The organism is Caulobacter sp. CCNWLW153 (assembly GCF_036889365.1).
GTDB classification, from domain to species: domain Bacteria; phylum Pseudomonadota; class Alphaproteobacteria; order Caulobacterales; family Caulobacteraceae; genus Caulobacter; species Caulobacter radicis.
Map to the genome: position 1 here is coordinate 75,430 of NZ_JBAKFV010000011.1, position 14,339 is coordinate 89,768.

Annotated in this window: 13 protein-coding genes; 5 read left to right on the plus strand and 8 right to left on the minus strand. The window is 70.1% G+C overall.

The window, feature by feature from the left end; genetic code table 11:
* Positions 1 to 37 precede the first annotated feature (37 nt).
* Both V6S85_RS17270 and V6S85_RS17275 read right to left on the minus strand, forming a co-directional pair.
* Complete coding sequence (locus tag V6S85_RS17270) at positions 38 to 2,791, minus strand: TonB-dependent receptor (RefSeq protein WP_334349698.1); 2,754 nt, start codon at positions 2,789 to 2,791, stop codon at positions 38 to 40.
* Positions 2,792 to 2,958: 167 nt separating this feature from the next.
* Positions 2,959 to 3,762, minus strand: coding sequence for an RNA methyltransferase (locus V6S85_RS17275; RefSeq protein ID WP_165828786.1), 804 nt, complete (start codon positions 3,760 to 3,762; stop codon positions 2,959 to 2,961).
* A 96-nt stretch (positions 3,763 to 3,858) separates the two neighbouring features.
* Between V6S85_RS17275 and V6S85_RS17280 the strand changes: the two genes are divergently transcribed.
* On the plus strand, positions 3,859 to 4,890 hold the full coding sequence (locus V6S85_RS17280; RefSeq protein WP_334349699.1) for a serine hydrolase: 1,032 nt from the start codon (positions 3,859 to 3,861) through the stop codon (positions 4,888 to 4,890).
* A 172-nt stretch (positions 4,891 to 5,062) separates the two neighbouring features.
* On the opposite strand, the gene V6S85_RS17285 is transcribed toward V6S85_RS17280, so the two are convergent.
* Positions 5,063 to 5,383 carry a DMT family transporter gene (locus V6S85_RS17285; protein ID WP_116566518.1) on the minus strand — a complete coding sequence of 107 codons (321 nt, stop codon included), beginning with the start codon at positions 5,381 to 5,383 and terminating at the stop codon, positions 5,063 to 5,065.
* A gap of 113 nt (positions 5,384 to 5,496) precedes the next feature.
* Positions 5,497 to 7,986 carry an ATP-binding protein gene (locus tag V6S85_RS17290; RefSeq protein WP_243410517.1) on the minus strand — a complete coding sequence of 830 codons (2,490 nt, stop codon included), beginning with the start codon at positions 7,984 to 7,986 and terminating at the stop codon, positions 5,497 to 5,499.
* 261 nt (positions 7,987 to 8,247) lie between these two features.
* Here V6S85_RS17290 and V6S85_RS17295 point away from each other — a divergent pair, with 261 nt between their 5' ends.
* From V6S85_RS17295 to V6S85_RS17305, 3 genes are all read left to right on the plus strand, one after another.
* Positions 8,248 to 9,462 (plus strand): NADP-dependent isocitrate dehydrogenase, encoded by a 1,215-nt coding sequence (locus tag V6S85_RS17295; RefSeq protein ID WP_058350047.1) that lies wholly within the window; start codon positions 8,248 to 8,250, stop codon positions 9,460 to 9,462.
* 124 nt (positions 9,463 to 9,586) lie between these two features.
* A complete protein-coding gene (locus tag V6S85_RS17300) occupies positions 9,587 to 9,916 on the plus strand; it encodes a DUF2322 family protein (RefSeq protein WP_334349700.1) in 330 nt (109 codons plus the stop codon).
* A gap of 122 nt (positions 9,917 to 10,038) precedes the next feature.
* A complete protein-coding gene (locus tag V6S85_RS17305; RefSeq protein WP_334349701.1) occupies positions 10,039 to 10,845 on the plus strand; it encodes a hypothetical protein in 807 nt (268 codons plus the stop codon).
* Here V6S85_RS17305 and arsC read toward each other — a convergent pair.
* Genes arsC through V6S85_RS17320 form a run of 3 tightly spaced genes read right to left on the minus strand, consistent with a single transcriptional unit; the run spans position 10,835 to position 12,284 of the window.
* Positions 10,835 to 11,242, minus strand: coding sequence for an arsenate reductase (glutaredoxin) (arsC, locus tag V6S85_RS17310; RefSeq protein ID WP_334349702.1), 408 nt, complete (start codon positions 11,240 to 11,242; stop codon positions 10,835 to 10,837). The genes V6S85_RS17305 and arsC overlap by 11 nt on opposite strands.
* Positions 11,239 to 11,913, minus strand: a complete 675-nt coding sequence (locus tag V6S85_RS17315) for an MIP/aquaporin family protein (protein ID WP_334349778.1) — start codon at positions 11,911 to 11,913, stop codon at positions 11,239 to 11,241. The genes arsC and V6S85_RS17315 overlap by 4 nt, the downstream gene beginning before the upstream one ends.
* Positions 11,914 to 11,915: 2 nt before the next feature.
* Complete coding sequence (locus tag V6S85_RS17320; protein WP_334349703.1) at positions 11,916 to 12,284, minus strand: ArsR/SmtB family transcription factor; 369 nt, start codon at positions 12,282 to 12,284, stop codon at positions 11,916 to 11,918.
* A gap of 54 nt (positions 12,285 to 12,338) precedes the next feature.
* On the opposite strand from V6S85_RS17320, the gene arsH reads away from it, so the two are divergent.
* Positions 12,339 to 13,067: an arsenical resistance protein ArsH gene (gene arsH, locus V6S85_RS17325; RefSeq protein ID WP_334349704.1), complete on the plus strand. Its 729-nt coding sequence runs from the start codon at positions 12,339 to 12,341 to the stop codon at positions 13,065 to 13,067.
* A gap of 3 nt (positions 13,068 to 13,070) precedes the next feature.
* On the opposite strand, the gene V6S85_RS17330 is transcribed toward arsH, so the two are convergent.
* Entirely contained in the window at positions 13,071 to 14,264 is a 1,194-nt protein-coding gene (locus V6S85_RS17330) for a patatin-like phospholipase family protein (protein ID WP_334349705.1), read from the minus strand.
* Positions 14,265 to 14,339 lie beyond the last annotated feature (75 nt).

Consider the following 14,339-nt stretch of genomic DNA (forward strand, 5'->3'; position numbering starts at 1 on the left):
CCCTCCCCCATCAAGGGGGAGGGGTCTCTAGTTTCAACTACAGCAGCTTGCGCAGGCTCAGGCGCACGGTCCGCCCCATGGCGTCCATGTAGTCCTCCTGATAGGCCTGCGGCGTGCGGCCCAGGTCGTCGCGGACCTGCTGCTTCTCATCGAACAGGTTGTCGACCGCCAGCGTCACGCGCGAGCCCTTCAGCCAGTCGTAGCGCTTCACCAGGTCCTTGCGCTGCCCGAGATCCGCGAAGCCCGACAGGCTGACGGTCGGGATGTCGGCGAAGAACAGGTCGTCGCCGCGTGGACCGCCGTCGACCCAGGTGGCCGAACGCCAGGCGCTGCGCAGGCCGCAGCCCAGGCCGTCCTTGGCCAGATTGGCCTGGAGATTGACCTCGTGGCGCGGGGTGCCGCCCCGCCGCCCAAGCGAGGCGCCGTCCAGCAGGTCGAGCGGCGCCATGCCGTCGCGGATCACCACCTCGTCCTGCAGCCGCCACAGGTGGTTCAGCGAGACGTTGAAGATCGCCTGCCCCGGGGGGCCGCCCGACCGGATCATCCCGCCAGGACCGCTGACCTGCACCCCGCCGCCGCCGGGACGAGGCGCGCCGGCCGGCCGGGCGCCTCCGGGCGCGACGGGCGGCGGGCCACCCCAGCGAAGGTTGTAGTTCAGTCCCCAACGCAGCTCCTGGCGATCGGCATGGGCGAAGTTCACCGGCCGGGTGTCGACCGAGGTCAGCCGTCCGGTGGCGTCGCGCGAGAAGCGGCTCGGGAAGGCGGCCTCCAGTTCCGGCGAGACGGCCGGGAAGCTGGCGATCTGGTCCTCGACGCGGCTGGCCGTATAGTTGCCCCACAGCGACAGCTCGCGCTTCTCGAACGGCCGATAGTTGAAGCCCAGCTTCACGACCTGGCGGCTGTCGGCGCTAAGGTTGGGATTGCCGCCCTCGATACGGGTGACGCTGACCGTCTGGCTGGTGGCGAAGTCGTACATCGCCACGTTTGGCGTCAGCAGCACGGGGTCGTTGACCTGCTGGGGCGAAGGTTCGCCCTCCTCGGTGCTGTAGTTCAGCGACAGGTTCATGCGCTTGACCGGCGACCATGACAGGCCGCCACCGGCCGTCACCAGGCCGCCGATGTCGGAGAACTGCTCGTAGAGTACGTTGCCGTTCACCGACACGCCGCCCAGGAAGCCCAGCACCCCGTCGCGCTCGGCGATCGGCGCGTCGGCGCTGGCCTGGATCGTGGCCCGGTCGCGGGTCAGGGTGCGCTGGGTGAAGACGCCGGACCGCACGCTCTCGGACTCCACCTTGCGGCTGTCGAGGCCGCCCTTGACCGTGGCCCGCAGGCGGCCGGCCGGCAGCTGCGCCACCGTGCCGTTCATGGTCAGCTCGGCCTTGGCGTTGGTGGTGATGGAGTCGGCCGTGTCCTGAGCGACGTAGCGCAGCAGGCTGCGCGGGATCGGGCCGAACGGATTGACCTGCGGATCGCTGGCCGCCACCGCCGCGCGATAGGCCGTGGTCTCGAGGCCCCGGCCGGTGCGGGTGGCGCTGTCGGTCAGGTCGTAATTGCCGGTGAAGGTCCAGCGCCAGCCGGCCATCATGCCGAGCGCCGTCATTCCCGCCTCGAACTTGTCGGTGTCGGTCTTGCGCCGCAGGCCGTCGGGCACGTCGAGATAGCGATAGAGCGACGTGTCCCTGGCGAAGGGCGAGAACGGGCTGTCGGCCTTCAGCGCCAAGTTGACACCGGTCAGGCCGTTGAAGCTGACGCGGCTGGTGCTCTCGACATTACCGCTGAAGGTGGAGGTCACGTTGCCGAGCGCGCCTAGCACCAGGTTACGGGTGTAGGCGCCCTGGATCGCCCCTTCCTCGCCGCGCGCCAGCAGGGTGCGCGAGGCGGTCAGGTCGTCGGTCGCCGCCGTCCCGGCGCCGGCCACGAAGTCGGCCAGGCTGGGCGCGGCGCCCGCCGCCAGGGTCGGCACGGACGCCACCGTCACCACCGAGCCGACAAGAGCCGACAGGGCCGGATCGAGCTCCGGCCCGGTCAGAGTGCCGACATTGCCTTGGATGTCGTAGGGTGTGCTGCTGGTGCGGACGATGTCGCGCTCGGACTCGTAAAGCGGCGTCTCGCGGCGATAGCGGACGTTGACGGTCCAGCGGGCGTCGGCGTCGACCTTGAAGAGGTTGCCCTTCTGCTCGTTGAAGGTGCGGCCGCCCTCGGTGGCGAAGCGGAACTCGTCCTCCAGGTTCAGCGAGCGGAAGTCCTTCTTCAGGACCAGGTTCACGACCCGCTGGTCGGCCCGGTAGCCGTAGGCCAGGGCGGCTTCCTCGCGCAGGATGTCCAGGCGCTGGACCGCTTCGGGCGGCAGGCCGGCGATCTCCTGGAAGCCCGAGATGCGCTGGCCGTTGACCAGGGTCACCGGCCCCTCGCCGCCGCGTCCGCGCGAACTGACGGTCAGCGGTTCGAGCATGGTCATCAGCTCGGCGACGCTGCCCGCGCCGTAGGCCTTGATGGCCTCTTCATCCAGGGAGATCTCAGGCTCGACCGGACCTTCGGTCTTGCCGCGCGGCGCCGACTGCACGGTCACGCCCTCGACGACGGCGTCCTCGGCCTCGACAACGGGAATGAGGGCGGGCTTGGGGTCTTCCGACTTGACTTCGGGCGACTTGGCTTCGGGCGACTTGGCTTCAGCAGCCTTGACCTCTGGAGCCTTGATCTCGGCGGGCTTGGCCTCCGACGGCGAAACCGTCCCGACCGTCATCGCCGCCGCGAAACCCTGCAGAAGCACGCCGCCCAGCGCCATCACCATGCCCCCTATCCCAAGCCCCGGCGTTCAATCGCCGGCTATCCCACAACCTGGACCATGGTTGCAGATTTTGGCTGGATAGCGGCGTTTGCGCCAGCGCGGAAATTAAAGCGCCGTAAGGTGAGACACCGGTTACTGCGGCGAGCCCTTTCGGTATCCGGACCTCGCCGTCAGTCCTCGCCCTTGTCCACCGCCTTCTGGGCCAGCTTGGCCAGCACCCGGCCGCGCCCCTTCGACAGGGCGGTGATCACGCCGCGGAAGGTGCGCACCTCCTGGTCGGTCAGGCGCGCGCGGGCCAGCGGGACGCGCAGGTTGCGCACCATCGACGGCTTCTTCTCGGGCGGATGGTAGAAACCGGCCTTGTCGAGCTCGGTCTCAAGGTGCTCGTACAGGCCCATCATCGCCGCCTGGTCGGCCGGCCCCTCGACGTTCAGCTCGAACTTCTTCCACGGGCGGTCGTCGACCGTCATCTTCCATTCGTAGGCGTTGATCGACACGGCCTGCGCCAGGTTCAGAGAGCGGAAGCGCTCGTCGATCGGGATCGAGACGATGGCCTGGCACAGGGCGATGTCGTCGGTTTCCAGGCCGGCGCGCTCGCCGCCGAACAGCAGGCCGACCTTGCGGCCCTGCTCGACTTCCTGCGCCAGGTGACCGGCGGACTCGCGCGGGGTGTAGACCGGCAGGCGCGTCTCACGCGGGCGGGCCGTGGTGGCGTAGACCAGATGCAGGTCGGCGATGGCCTCGGCGAGGGTGTCGAACACCTTGGCGTCGTCCAGCGGCCAGCTGGCGCCCGAGGCGCTGGCCCAGGCCCGCTCCTGCGGCCAGCCGTCGCGCGGATTGACCAGCCGCAGTTCGTATAGGCCGAAATTGGCCATGACGCGGGCCACCGAGCCGATGTTCTCGGCCAGTTGCGGGGCGTTGAGGATCACGCAGGGGGGCGTGCGGACGATTTCTGAAGGCGTGTCGGCGGTCATGGGCGTCCCTTTGCCGTCGAGCCACACTTTGACGCAAGTCCGAACCGTCGTCTGGCGCGTTTAGCCTCCACTCACGCTTGGAGGCTTTCGAACCCGATGCATCGCCGCGCCCTGCTCGCCGCCCTCGCCATGCCCGCCCTGCCGGCGGCGCTGTCGGCCTGCCGCGAGCCGCCGCTGGCCGGCCAGGAGGACCCGACCTTCGACCACGAGGCGATGAGTCTCAAGCTGACCGCCTTCGCCGAGCGCGCCCGGCCCGGCGACCTGGGCGTGGCGGTCCAGGACCTGACCACCGCCCAGCGCGCGGCGGTGGCCGGCGAACACCTCTTTCCGCTGGCCGGGATCTGGACGGCGGCGCTGGGCGCGGCGGTGCTGGCAGAGGTGGACGCCAAGGCCCTGTCGCTGCGCGAGACCATCATGATCGAGGACGTCGACCTGTCGCCGCCGCCCAGCGGCGTTGCCGACGCCTGGCCTAGCCGCCGGCGCTGGACGGTCGAGGACCTGCTCAAGCACGCGGTGGCCGGCGGCGACAACACCGCCGCCGACGTGCTGATGAAGCGCATCGGCGGGCCCGGCGCGGTCACCGCCTGGCTGGACCTGAAGAAGGTCGAGAACCTGCGGGTCGACCGCTACGCCCGCCAGCTCCTGCCCGAGCAGACGGGCGCGCAGTCCTTCCGGGCCGAATGGCGCGGGCTAGCCTGGCGCAAGGCCGTTCTGGCCACGCCCGAGACGACCCGGCGCGCGGCCTGGCGCGACTACCTGGCCGACCCGCACGACTCCGTCACGCCCCTGGCCGCCGTGCGCTTCCTCGAGGCCCTGAACCAGGGCGAGCTGACCAGCCAGGAAAACCGCCGCAGGCTGCTGCGGATGATGGAGGCCGCCGCGGGCGAGCGCCTGCGCCCCGCCCTGCCGGCCGGCGCGCGGCTGGCGGCGATCACCGCGGCGACGCCGTGGGACCTGGGCCAGACGGCGGCCGACAACGTTCTGGCCATGGTCCGCCTGAAGGACGGCCGGCGCTTCGCCCTGGCGATCCTGCTCAAGGCCTCGCCGCTCGAGGAAGCCGACCGCGACGCCCTGATGCTGGAGGTCATGCGGACGGTGATGCAGGCGGCGGAGAAGGCGGGTCGCTAAAACTTTCGCCTTCCCCTCACCTCCCGTCATTCCCGCCCTTGTGGCGGGAAACCCTGGATCCGCTGGCGCACAAGACGCAAGCGGCGTGCTGAGCACGCCGCCCCGTCCGCCCTTGCGGCCGATAGAGAGGTTCCCGCCACAAGGGCGGGAATGACGGGAAGATGTGTCGGCGTCAGTGCGACGACGACAGCTTCATCAGGACGAGGCCGCTGACGATCAGCACGGCGGCGATCACGCGCGTGATGCTGAGCTGCTCGCCCAGCACCGCCACGCCGACCACGAACGCGCCGACCGCGCCGATGCCGGTCCAGATGGTGTAGGCCGTGCCCAGCGGCAGCGACTTCATCGACAGCGACAGCAGGCCGAAGCTGGCGAACATGAAGATGATCGTGGCGATGCTCGGCCAGGGCTTCGAGAAGCCCTCCGAGGCCTTCATGAAGTAGGCCCAGACCACTTCCAGCAGGCCAGCGATGATGAGGAATATCCAAGCCATGACGGCGTCCCTTTGCAAGAACGCCGGGCCGTCCCGGACTTAGACCCGCCTAAGGAAGACGGTGGAGGACGTGGCCTCGCTCGGTTGTGGCCGGTGAGATAGTCGCTAAGGCCTCAGCCTTCAAGCCTGGAGGCGACCTCGTGGGCGGCGGCGCGATGTCGCGCCGAGGCCAGGGCCTGGACCAGCAGGCCCGGATTGAGCGGCTTGGCCACGTGCAGGTCGGCCCCGGCGGCGTGGGCGGCGGCGACGTGCTCGTCCATGGCGTTGGCGGTCAGCATGATCACCAGGATCGGGTCGGCGTCGGCCGCCGCCTCGCGGGCGCGCAGCTCCCGGGTGGCGGTCAGGCCGTCCATCACCGGCATCTGCATGTCCATCAGCACGGCGTCGAACGGCTGGGCCTCCAGCGCCCGCAGCGCCGCCTCGCCGTCCTCGACCATGGTCAGGTCGACCCCGAACGGCTCCAGCACGATCTCGACCACCTTGCGGTTGCCCGGATGATCCTCCGCCACCAGCACCCGCATGCCCTCCAGCGACACCGGGCCCTCGTCGTCGGCATGGTCGTGGTCGAGGCTCTCGGTCGAGGGCTGCAACGGCAGCTCGACGATGAAGGTCGCCCCGCGCCCGACCACCGCCCGCGCGTCGATCGAGCCGCCCATCATCTCGGCCAGGGCCGCGCAGATCGACAGGCCAAGGCCCGTGCCCCCGAACTGGCGGGTGATCGACTGGTCGGCCTGGACGAAGCGCTTGAACAGACGCTCGCGCACCGCGTCGTCGAAGCCGACGCCGGTGTCGCTGATGCTGAAGCGGACCAGTTCGCCCACCTTCTCCACCGACAGGTCGACGCCGCCGACGCTGGTGAACTTCACCGCGTTGCCCAGCAGGTTTGACAGGATCTGGCTGATGCGGCCGGCGTCGCCGTCGTAGCGGCCGACGGCGTCCGGCGCGACCGACCACGAGAAGGCCAGGCCCTTGGCCTCGGCCGAAGCGCGGTGCAGTTCGGCCATGCCGGCCACCAGGCCCTCCAGGTCGAAGGGCGCGAAGGTCAGCTGGAACTCGCCGGCCTCGATCTTGGAGACGTCGAGGATGTCGCCCAGCACCTGCTCCAGCAGGCGGCCCGACGAGGCCACCAGCGCGGCCAGCTCGCGCCGGCGGGCCGGATCGTTCTCCTCGGCAAGGCGGTCGCCGACGGCGATGACCCCGTTCAGCGGCGTGCGCAGTTCGTGGCTCATGTTGGCCAGGAACACCGACTTGGCCTGGTTGGCCTTTTCCAGCTCGCGGGTGCGTTCGGCGACGCGGACCTCCAGCGAACGCAGCAGATCCTCGTGCACCTCCCGCTGCTTGCGCAGGGCGCGGGCCAGGGCGCCGATCTCGTCGCCGCGGGCCTCGATGCGGGCGGCCGCCTCGCCGTCGTCGGCGCGGTGCGCCTCGCCCAGGCCGCGCAGGGGCGCGACCACCTCGCGGGCCATCAGCCGGTAGAGCAGGTAGAGCTGGGCGACGACCCCGACCACGCCGAACAGCAGCACCCAGGAGGCCGTCTTGACCGCGTTCCAGACGATCTGGTCCGAACGGAAGGTCATCAGGAAGTACCAGTCGGGCTCCTTCATCCGACCGTAGGCCACCACGCGGTCGCCGCTGCGGTCGCGCAGGGCCCCAACGTCGCCGCCATGCCGGCGGATCTGGGCGACCAGGTCGGACACCCGCTCGCGCGACTGCACCTTGGCCAGTTGGGCCGCGTCGACCACCCCGTCGGCGGCCAGGCCCGGCGCGGCGATCAGGTCGCCGTCGGACGAGACGATCATGTTCTGCCCGCCCGGCAGCGCATCGCCGACGGCCCGCAGCAGGAAGGAGTCCAGCGACAGGCTGGTGCCCCAGGCGCCCACATGCCGCTCGCCGATGTCGAACGGCGTCACGCAGGCCGCGTTCAGCCCCCGCCCGCTGGGATTGGAGATCAGCTTGCGCAGCTTGGTGCACTTCATCACCCGCTGCGGATTGTTGGCCGGCAGGGTGAGCTGGCTCATCTCCTCCTTGGAGATGTCCAGGCTCGGCGGCGCGTCCTGGCGGTAATAGAGCAGCCGGTCCTTGCGCTTGGGCCCGAACATCACCAGCCGGGTCTGCGGCGTGAAGAAGTAGAAGTTGTCGTAGTGGCCGATCTCGGTCTCGCCGGCGTTGGCGACGACCTCCATGGCCGCCACCATCAGCGCCTTGTCCTCGCGGGTCAGTTCCCGGGCCTGCGGCACGAAGCCGCCGATGCCGTAGACGTAGTGATTGCCCGTTCGGCCGCCGTCATAGAGGCGCGGCGCCGTGCGGCGGGTGCCGTCGCCGAACTCGGGGAACAGCAGGTCGAACTGGCCGTCGATGTCGGGCTCGATCTCGCGCAGGCGGCGCATCAGGGCCAGGCTGGCGGCGTCGTGCACCTTGACGAGGTCCGAGAACAGGCGGTCCTCGGTCTTGACCCGCTCGCCGACATATTCGGCCAGGTGCCGCATCTGGGTCTCGGCGGCGCTCTGCTGCACGAAATAGAAGGTCACGGCCGTGACGAGGCCGGTCACGGCGATCGACAGCAGCGCGGCGAAGGCCAGCAGGCGACGGGCCAGGGGCGACATCACGTCCGTATGACGCCACAAGGTGTCCAAACCCGCTCCCCACTCTCGTCCCCACGCGGGACGGCCAGCGCAGCCACAACCCATTAGGGCGGTGCGGGGTCCATGTCGCCTGCGGTGGAATGCCGCGCTCGACCTTCGGACGCCGCACCACGCAGCCTTTCCCCAACCGCCGCAACAGTCTATAGGGCTCGCCGTCCGCGCCACGTTTCGGCCCTGTGCGCCGAGCGTCAGAGCGCGCCACCGCGAGAGGAAGACCCCGCAATGGCCAAGATCAAAGTCGCCAATCCCGTCGTCGACATGGACGGCGACGAAATGACCCGGATCATCTGGAAGCTCATCAAGGATAAGCTGATCTTCCCGTATCTGGACCTGGAACTGGACTACTACGACCTGTCGGTCGAGAACCGCGACGCCACCAACGACCAGGTAACGATCGACGCCGCCGAGGCCACCAAGAAGCACGGCGTGGCCGTGAAGTGCGCCACCATCACCCCCGATGAGCAGCGCGTCACCGAGTTCAACCTCAAGAAGATGTGGAAGTCGCCGAACGGCACGATCCGCAACATCCTGGGCGGCGTGATCTTCCGTGAGCCGATCATCTGCCAGAACGTGCCGCGCCTGGTGCCGGGCTGGACCCAGCCGATCATCGTCGGCCGCCACGCCTTCGGCGACCAGTACCGCGCCACCGACTTCAAGTTCCCCGGCAAGGGCACCCTGACGATCAAGTTCGTCGGCGAAGACGGCGAGACCATCGAGCACGAAGTCTACAAGGCTCCGGGTTCGGGCGTGGCCATGGCCATGTACAACATCGACGAGTCGATCCGCGAGTTCGCCCACGCCTCGTTCGCCTACGGCCTGAACCGCAAGTACCCGGTCTACCTGTCGACCAAGAACACGATCCTCAAGGCCTATGACGGCCGCTTCAAGGACCTGTTCCAAGAAGTCTACGACGAGCACTACGCCGAGCAGTTCAAGGCGCTGGGCATCCACTACGAACACCGCCTGATCGACGACATGGTCGCCTCGGCGCTGAAGTGGTCGGGCGGCTACGTCTGGGCCTGCAAGAACTACGACGGCGACGTGCAGTCGGACATCGTCGCCCAAGGCTTCGGCTCGCTGGGCCTGATGACCTCGGTGCTGATGACGCCGGACGGCAAGACCGTGGAAGCCGAAGCCGCCCACGGCACGGTGACCCGTCACTACCGCCAGCACCAGAAGGGCGAGTCGACCTCGACCAACTCGATCGCCTCGATCTTCGCCTGGACCCGTGGCCTGGCCCACCGCGCCAAGCTCGACGACAACCAGGAACTGGCCAAGTTCGCCGCCACCCTGGAAAAGGTCTGCATCGACACCGTCGAAAGCGGCTTCATGACCAAGGACCTGGCCCTGCTCGTCGGCGACAAGCAAGGCTGGCTGACCACCGAAGGCTTCCTCGACAAGATCGACGAGAACCTGCAGAAGGCCATGGCCGCCTAAGGCGACCGACCTTCCGGTAAGGACGAAGGCCCTCCCTCTCGGGAGGGCCTTTTTCTTTGGCCCGACGTCGACGCGGGGTGCTAAAGGCCCGCCCCGCTCATTCAGGAACTAGAGAAAGCCGGCGATGATCCAGCCCAGCGCGACCTTCAAGGACAACCTTCAGCAACTGCCGTCCATCGACGGCGTGGCGCGCGTCGACCTCGTCGATTCCGCGGGGACCGTGGTCGCCAGCATCGAGAACCAGCCGGGCAAGAAGGGCTCCGTCGCCGTCTACCAGTACCTGAAGCAGGCGTTCGGCGCCCTCGACGCCAAGGCGGCCGAGCACGGCCTGGCCGTCTTCGCCGAGCACACGGCCGACGCCCGCGAGACCCCCGGCGCCCATCCCAATGTCGACCGCCTGCTGGCCATCGCCGCCGGCGGCCCGCCGCTGGACATCGAGGTCGTCGCCGCCTGACGCCGGGGATCGCCCCGTTAGGCCCCATGGCCGCATCGGGGCGGCGTCCGCCACGATCCTGACGCGCTGAAGTGCTCACCTGCACGCTGCGCCGGCGTCCCGGCGCCCGTGACGGACGCCCGATGCCACGACCGCTGATCGACCCTCCGCGACGCCGCACCTCGCGCGCGACGAAGCTGGCGGCCGGCCTGTTCAGCGTCGGGGCTCACGCGGCCGTGCTGGCCGCCGTGATGCTGTCCCAGGGCGAGCCGCGTCCGCCCGAGCCCGAGCCGTTCGCGGTCGACCTTGTCCAGCCGCCGCCACCGCCTCCCCCGCCGCCCGAGCCCAAGCCGCCCGCGCCGGAGCCGAAACCCGACTCCAAGCCCGCGCGGCCGCCCTCGCCCGCCCCGCCGAAACCGGACCCGAAGCCGCCGACCCGCACCGCCCGCCCGGCCGTGCGCCCGCCCGACGTCGAGCCCCTGCCCGCCACGCCCGCCGACACCACGATGATGGCCGCCGAACTGGGCGAGGCGGAACTCGCCGGCGCCACCACGGTCGGCACGGGATCCGGGAACGGGTCTGGCGACGGCGCCAGCTGCGACATGGTTCGCCGCCTGCAGGCCGCCTTGCGCCGCAATCCCCGTGTCCGCAGCGCCCTGGCCTCGGCCCACGGCGAGGCCGCGGCCTCCGGCAAGGCGGTCCTGATCTGGAACGGCAAGTGGCTGCAGAGCCCCAACCAGGTCGGCCGGGGCCTGGCCGGCGTTCGCGAGGCGATCATCATGGAGGTCGGCTTCGCGCCGGCCGCCTGCCGGGCCGACCCGATGCGCGGCCTCGTCGTCGTCAGCCTGGCCGACGGCCCCGGCGCCCCGCGCCTGGCCTTGGGCGACGCCTCCTGGCGCTGGTCGGACCTGCTGTTCGCGCCGGGAACGCGGCCGCCCTCTAGGGGATGACGACCTCGCCGTCCTCCTTGGCGAAGCCGGCGGGACGCTGCTCCAGCAGGTCCAGCACCGCCTCGGACGGCCGGCACAGCGCAACCCCCTTGGGCGTCACCACGATCGGCCGGTTCACCAGTATCGGATCGGCGACCATCGCCTCGAGGATCCGCTCGTCGGATACGCCTTCGGCCAGCAGGCCCAGCGCCTCGGCCGACGTCCCCTTTTCGCGGATCAGGTCGCGCAGCGGCAGTCCCGCCCGCGCGGCGAGGTCGAGCAACTGCTCTCGCGTCCAGCCCGCTTGCAGATACTCCACCACCGTCGGCGCGTAGCCGGCCGCCTGGACCATGGCCACGACGTTGCGCGAGGTGCCGCAGGCAGGATTGTGGAAGATGGTGATCGGAAAGTCGGTCACGATGCGGTCTCCGGTTTCAGCAGCCAGCCGAACAGGCCCGCCGCGAGCAGCGCCCCGACCAGTTGGGCCACGATGAAGGCCGGCGCGCTGGACGGCGCGATTCCGGCGAAGGTGTCCGACAGGCTGCGCGCGACCGTCACGGCCGGATTGGCGAACGAGGTCGAAGCCGTGAACCAGTAGGCGGCGGTGATGTAGAGCCCCACCGCCATGGGCGTGCTGTCCGGCTTGAACCGCACCGTCCCGAGGATCGTGGCCAGCAGGCCGAAGGTCGCCACCACCTCGGCGAAGGCCTGGGAGCTCCCGGCCCGCAGCTTGGTCGAGACCTGGACGATCGGCTCTCCGAACATGGCGTGCGCCGCCCAGACGCCCAGGACCGCGCCGATGACCTGCGCCAGCGGATACAGCGCCGCATGCCGCCAGGACAGCTCCCGCCGCAGCGCCGCCACCAGGGTGACGACCGGGTTGAAGTGCGCGCCCGAGATCGGGCCGAACACACCGATCAGCACGACCAGGGCCGCGCCGGAGGCCAGGGTGTTGCCGAGCAGGGCGATGGCGACGTTACCGCCCGCCAGCCGCTCGCCCATGATACCGGAGCCGACCACCACCGCCAGCAGCAGGGCCGAGCCCAGTCCCTCGGCGACGAGACGGCGGCGCAGGTCGAAGGCGGCCATGGTCAGGCCGGCGACTTGGGCGCGCACGCAGGGCCGCAGCCCTCGACGCGGGCCAGCACGGCGGCCAGGGGCGAGCAGATCTCCGGCGCGCCGTTGCAGCAGTCTTCCATCAGGAAGCCGAGCAGGCCGCTCATCGCGCCGTAGTCCGCCGAATAGATGATCGAGCGCCCCTCCCGCCGCGACGCGATCAGGCCGGCATGCGCCAGGATGTTCAGATTGGCCGACAGGCTGTTGGGCAGCACGTCCAGCGCGCGGGCGATCTGGCCGGCCGCCACGCCTTGCGGCCCGGCCTTCACCAGCAACCGGAAGATCGCCAGGCGCCCGTCGTGGCCCAGGGCCGAGAGCATGTTGACAGCGGATATCGATTCCATATTTCCATTATTCTCGAAATATGAGCTTTTGAATAGCCCCCTCCGGAGACGCCCGTGACCGAGTTTCCCGCCCTCGACGCCCCGTTCCTCGCCAGGATCGACGCCGCCCGCCTGGAGCCGTCGCCGCACGCGTCGCATCCGCCGCGCATCCTGCTGCTGTACGGATCGCTGCGCGAGCGCTCGTTCAGCCGGCTGCTGGTCGAGGAAGCCGCGCGCATCCTCCAGGCCCTGGGCTGCGAGACCCGGACCTTCGACCCGCGCGGCCTGCCGCTGCCCGACGCCGAGGGCCCCGATCACCCCAAGGTCCGGGAGCTGCGCGCCCTGTCGGAATGGTCCGAAGGCCAGGTCTGGTGCAGCCCCGAACGGCACGGCGCGATCACCGGCGTGATCAAGTCGCAGATCGACTGGATCCCGCTGGAGATCGGCAGCGTGCGTCCCACCCAGGGCAAGACCCTGGCCGTCATGCAGGTCAGCGGCGGCTCGCAGTCGTTCAACGCGGTCAACACCCTGCGCCTGCTGGGCCGCTGGATGCGGATGGTCACCATCCCCAACCAATCGTCGGTGGCCATGGCCTACAGGGAGTTCGACGAGAACGACCGCATGAAGCCGTCCGGCTACTACGACCGGGTCGTCGACGTGATGGAGGAACTGGTCAAGTTCACCCTGCTGACCCGCGACCGCGCCGACTACCTCGTCGACCGCTACAGCGAGCGCAAGGCGGGCGGCCGCATCGCCGAGCACGCGGCGCTGGCGACCGAGGCCATGCGCCACGAGACGGCCTGAGCGCTAGCGCCGCGCCGGCGGGGCGTCGATGACGATGAGGCCCGTGGCCGCCGCCTTCTCGGCCTCGGCCGGCTTCCAGTCGCCCCACGCCTTGCCCGAGCGCCCCTGCGCGCGGCCCAGCTCGAACAGGCGACGCATGGCCGCCTCGCTGAAGTCCAGGCTGTTGGCCTGCGCCTCGTCGGGCACGGCGGCGACGCGGAAGGCCAGGCCGTTGCGCTGGGCGAAGGCGGCGTTGGCGGCCAGGTGAGCGCGGGTGGAGGCCTTGCTGCCGCTGTCGTAACTGCGCTTGAGGATCGCCGTCAGCTTGCCGGCGGTGACCGCGTCGCGCCGGCCCAGCTGGCCGTTGACCAGCACGTAGATCGAGCCGCCGCCCACCGCGCCGACCGGACGGCTCCATAGCACCAGGCTCTCGGGCACGGCCAGGAACGGCGTGTTGACCCCGCCGTCGACATGCATCTCCTGGATGATCCGCCCGTCCTTGGCCCGGCCAGCGATCAGCACCGGCGGAAAGACGCCCGGAATGCTGGCCGAGGCGGTCAGCACGTCCTTGAACAGCTTCAGCCCCTGCTCGCCGCCCTGCCTGGCGATCAGGCCCATGTCCCAGATCACCGTCTCCTCGCTGTCGAGGTTGGTGGTCGCCACCAGCAGCCGCCGGCCCTTGTCGTGTTCGGCGGCGATGGCCGCCAGCATCTGCGGCGTCACGGCCTTGTCGACCAGCTTGCGCAGGGCCGAGCTGCTGTAGAGGCTGGGCGAGGCGAAGGTGGCCAATTGCCGCCAGGCCAGGATGTCCTTGGCCCCGCCATCGGAATAGGCGGCCGCCAGTTGCGGGTCCCAGGATGGGCCGAGGAACGCGAAGGGCGCGGCCAGGGCGCCAGTGCTCACCCCCGTGACGATGCGGAAATCGGGCCGCCGGCCGCTCTGGGTCCAGCCCACCAGCACGCCCGCGCCATAGGCCCCGTTGGCCCCGCCGCCCGAGAGGGCGAGGATCGCCGTCGGCCCCTGACCCTGCTCGCCCATGATCTGGCGTTCGAGCAGCCGCACGGGGGCTGCGTCGCTGGCCACGATGCGCGGATCGGCCGTCGGGATCACCGCGCCGGGCGCGACCCGGACCACGCCCTCGGGCGGCCTCGCCATCGTGCCGCAACCGGCCAGCAGCAAGGCGGCGCTCAGGGCCGCCGCACGAAGTATCGCGTTCACGCGCTCACCTTGGCGTCTGTCGAAATCCGACAGAGCCAGCAACGCGCGACTTCAATTCCGGTTGGCTCAGCTTGC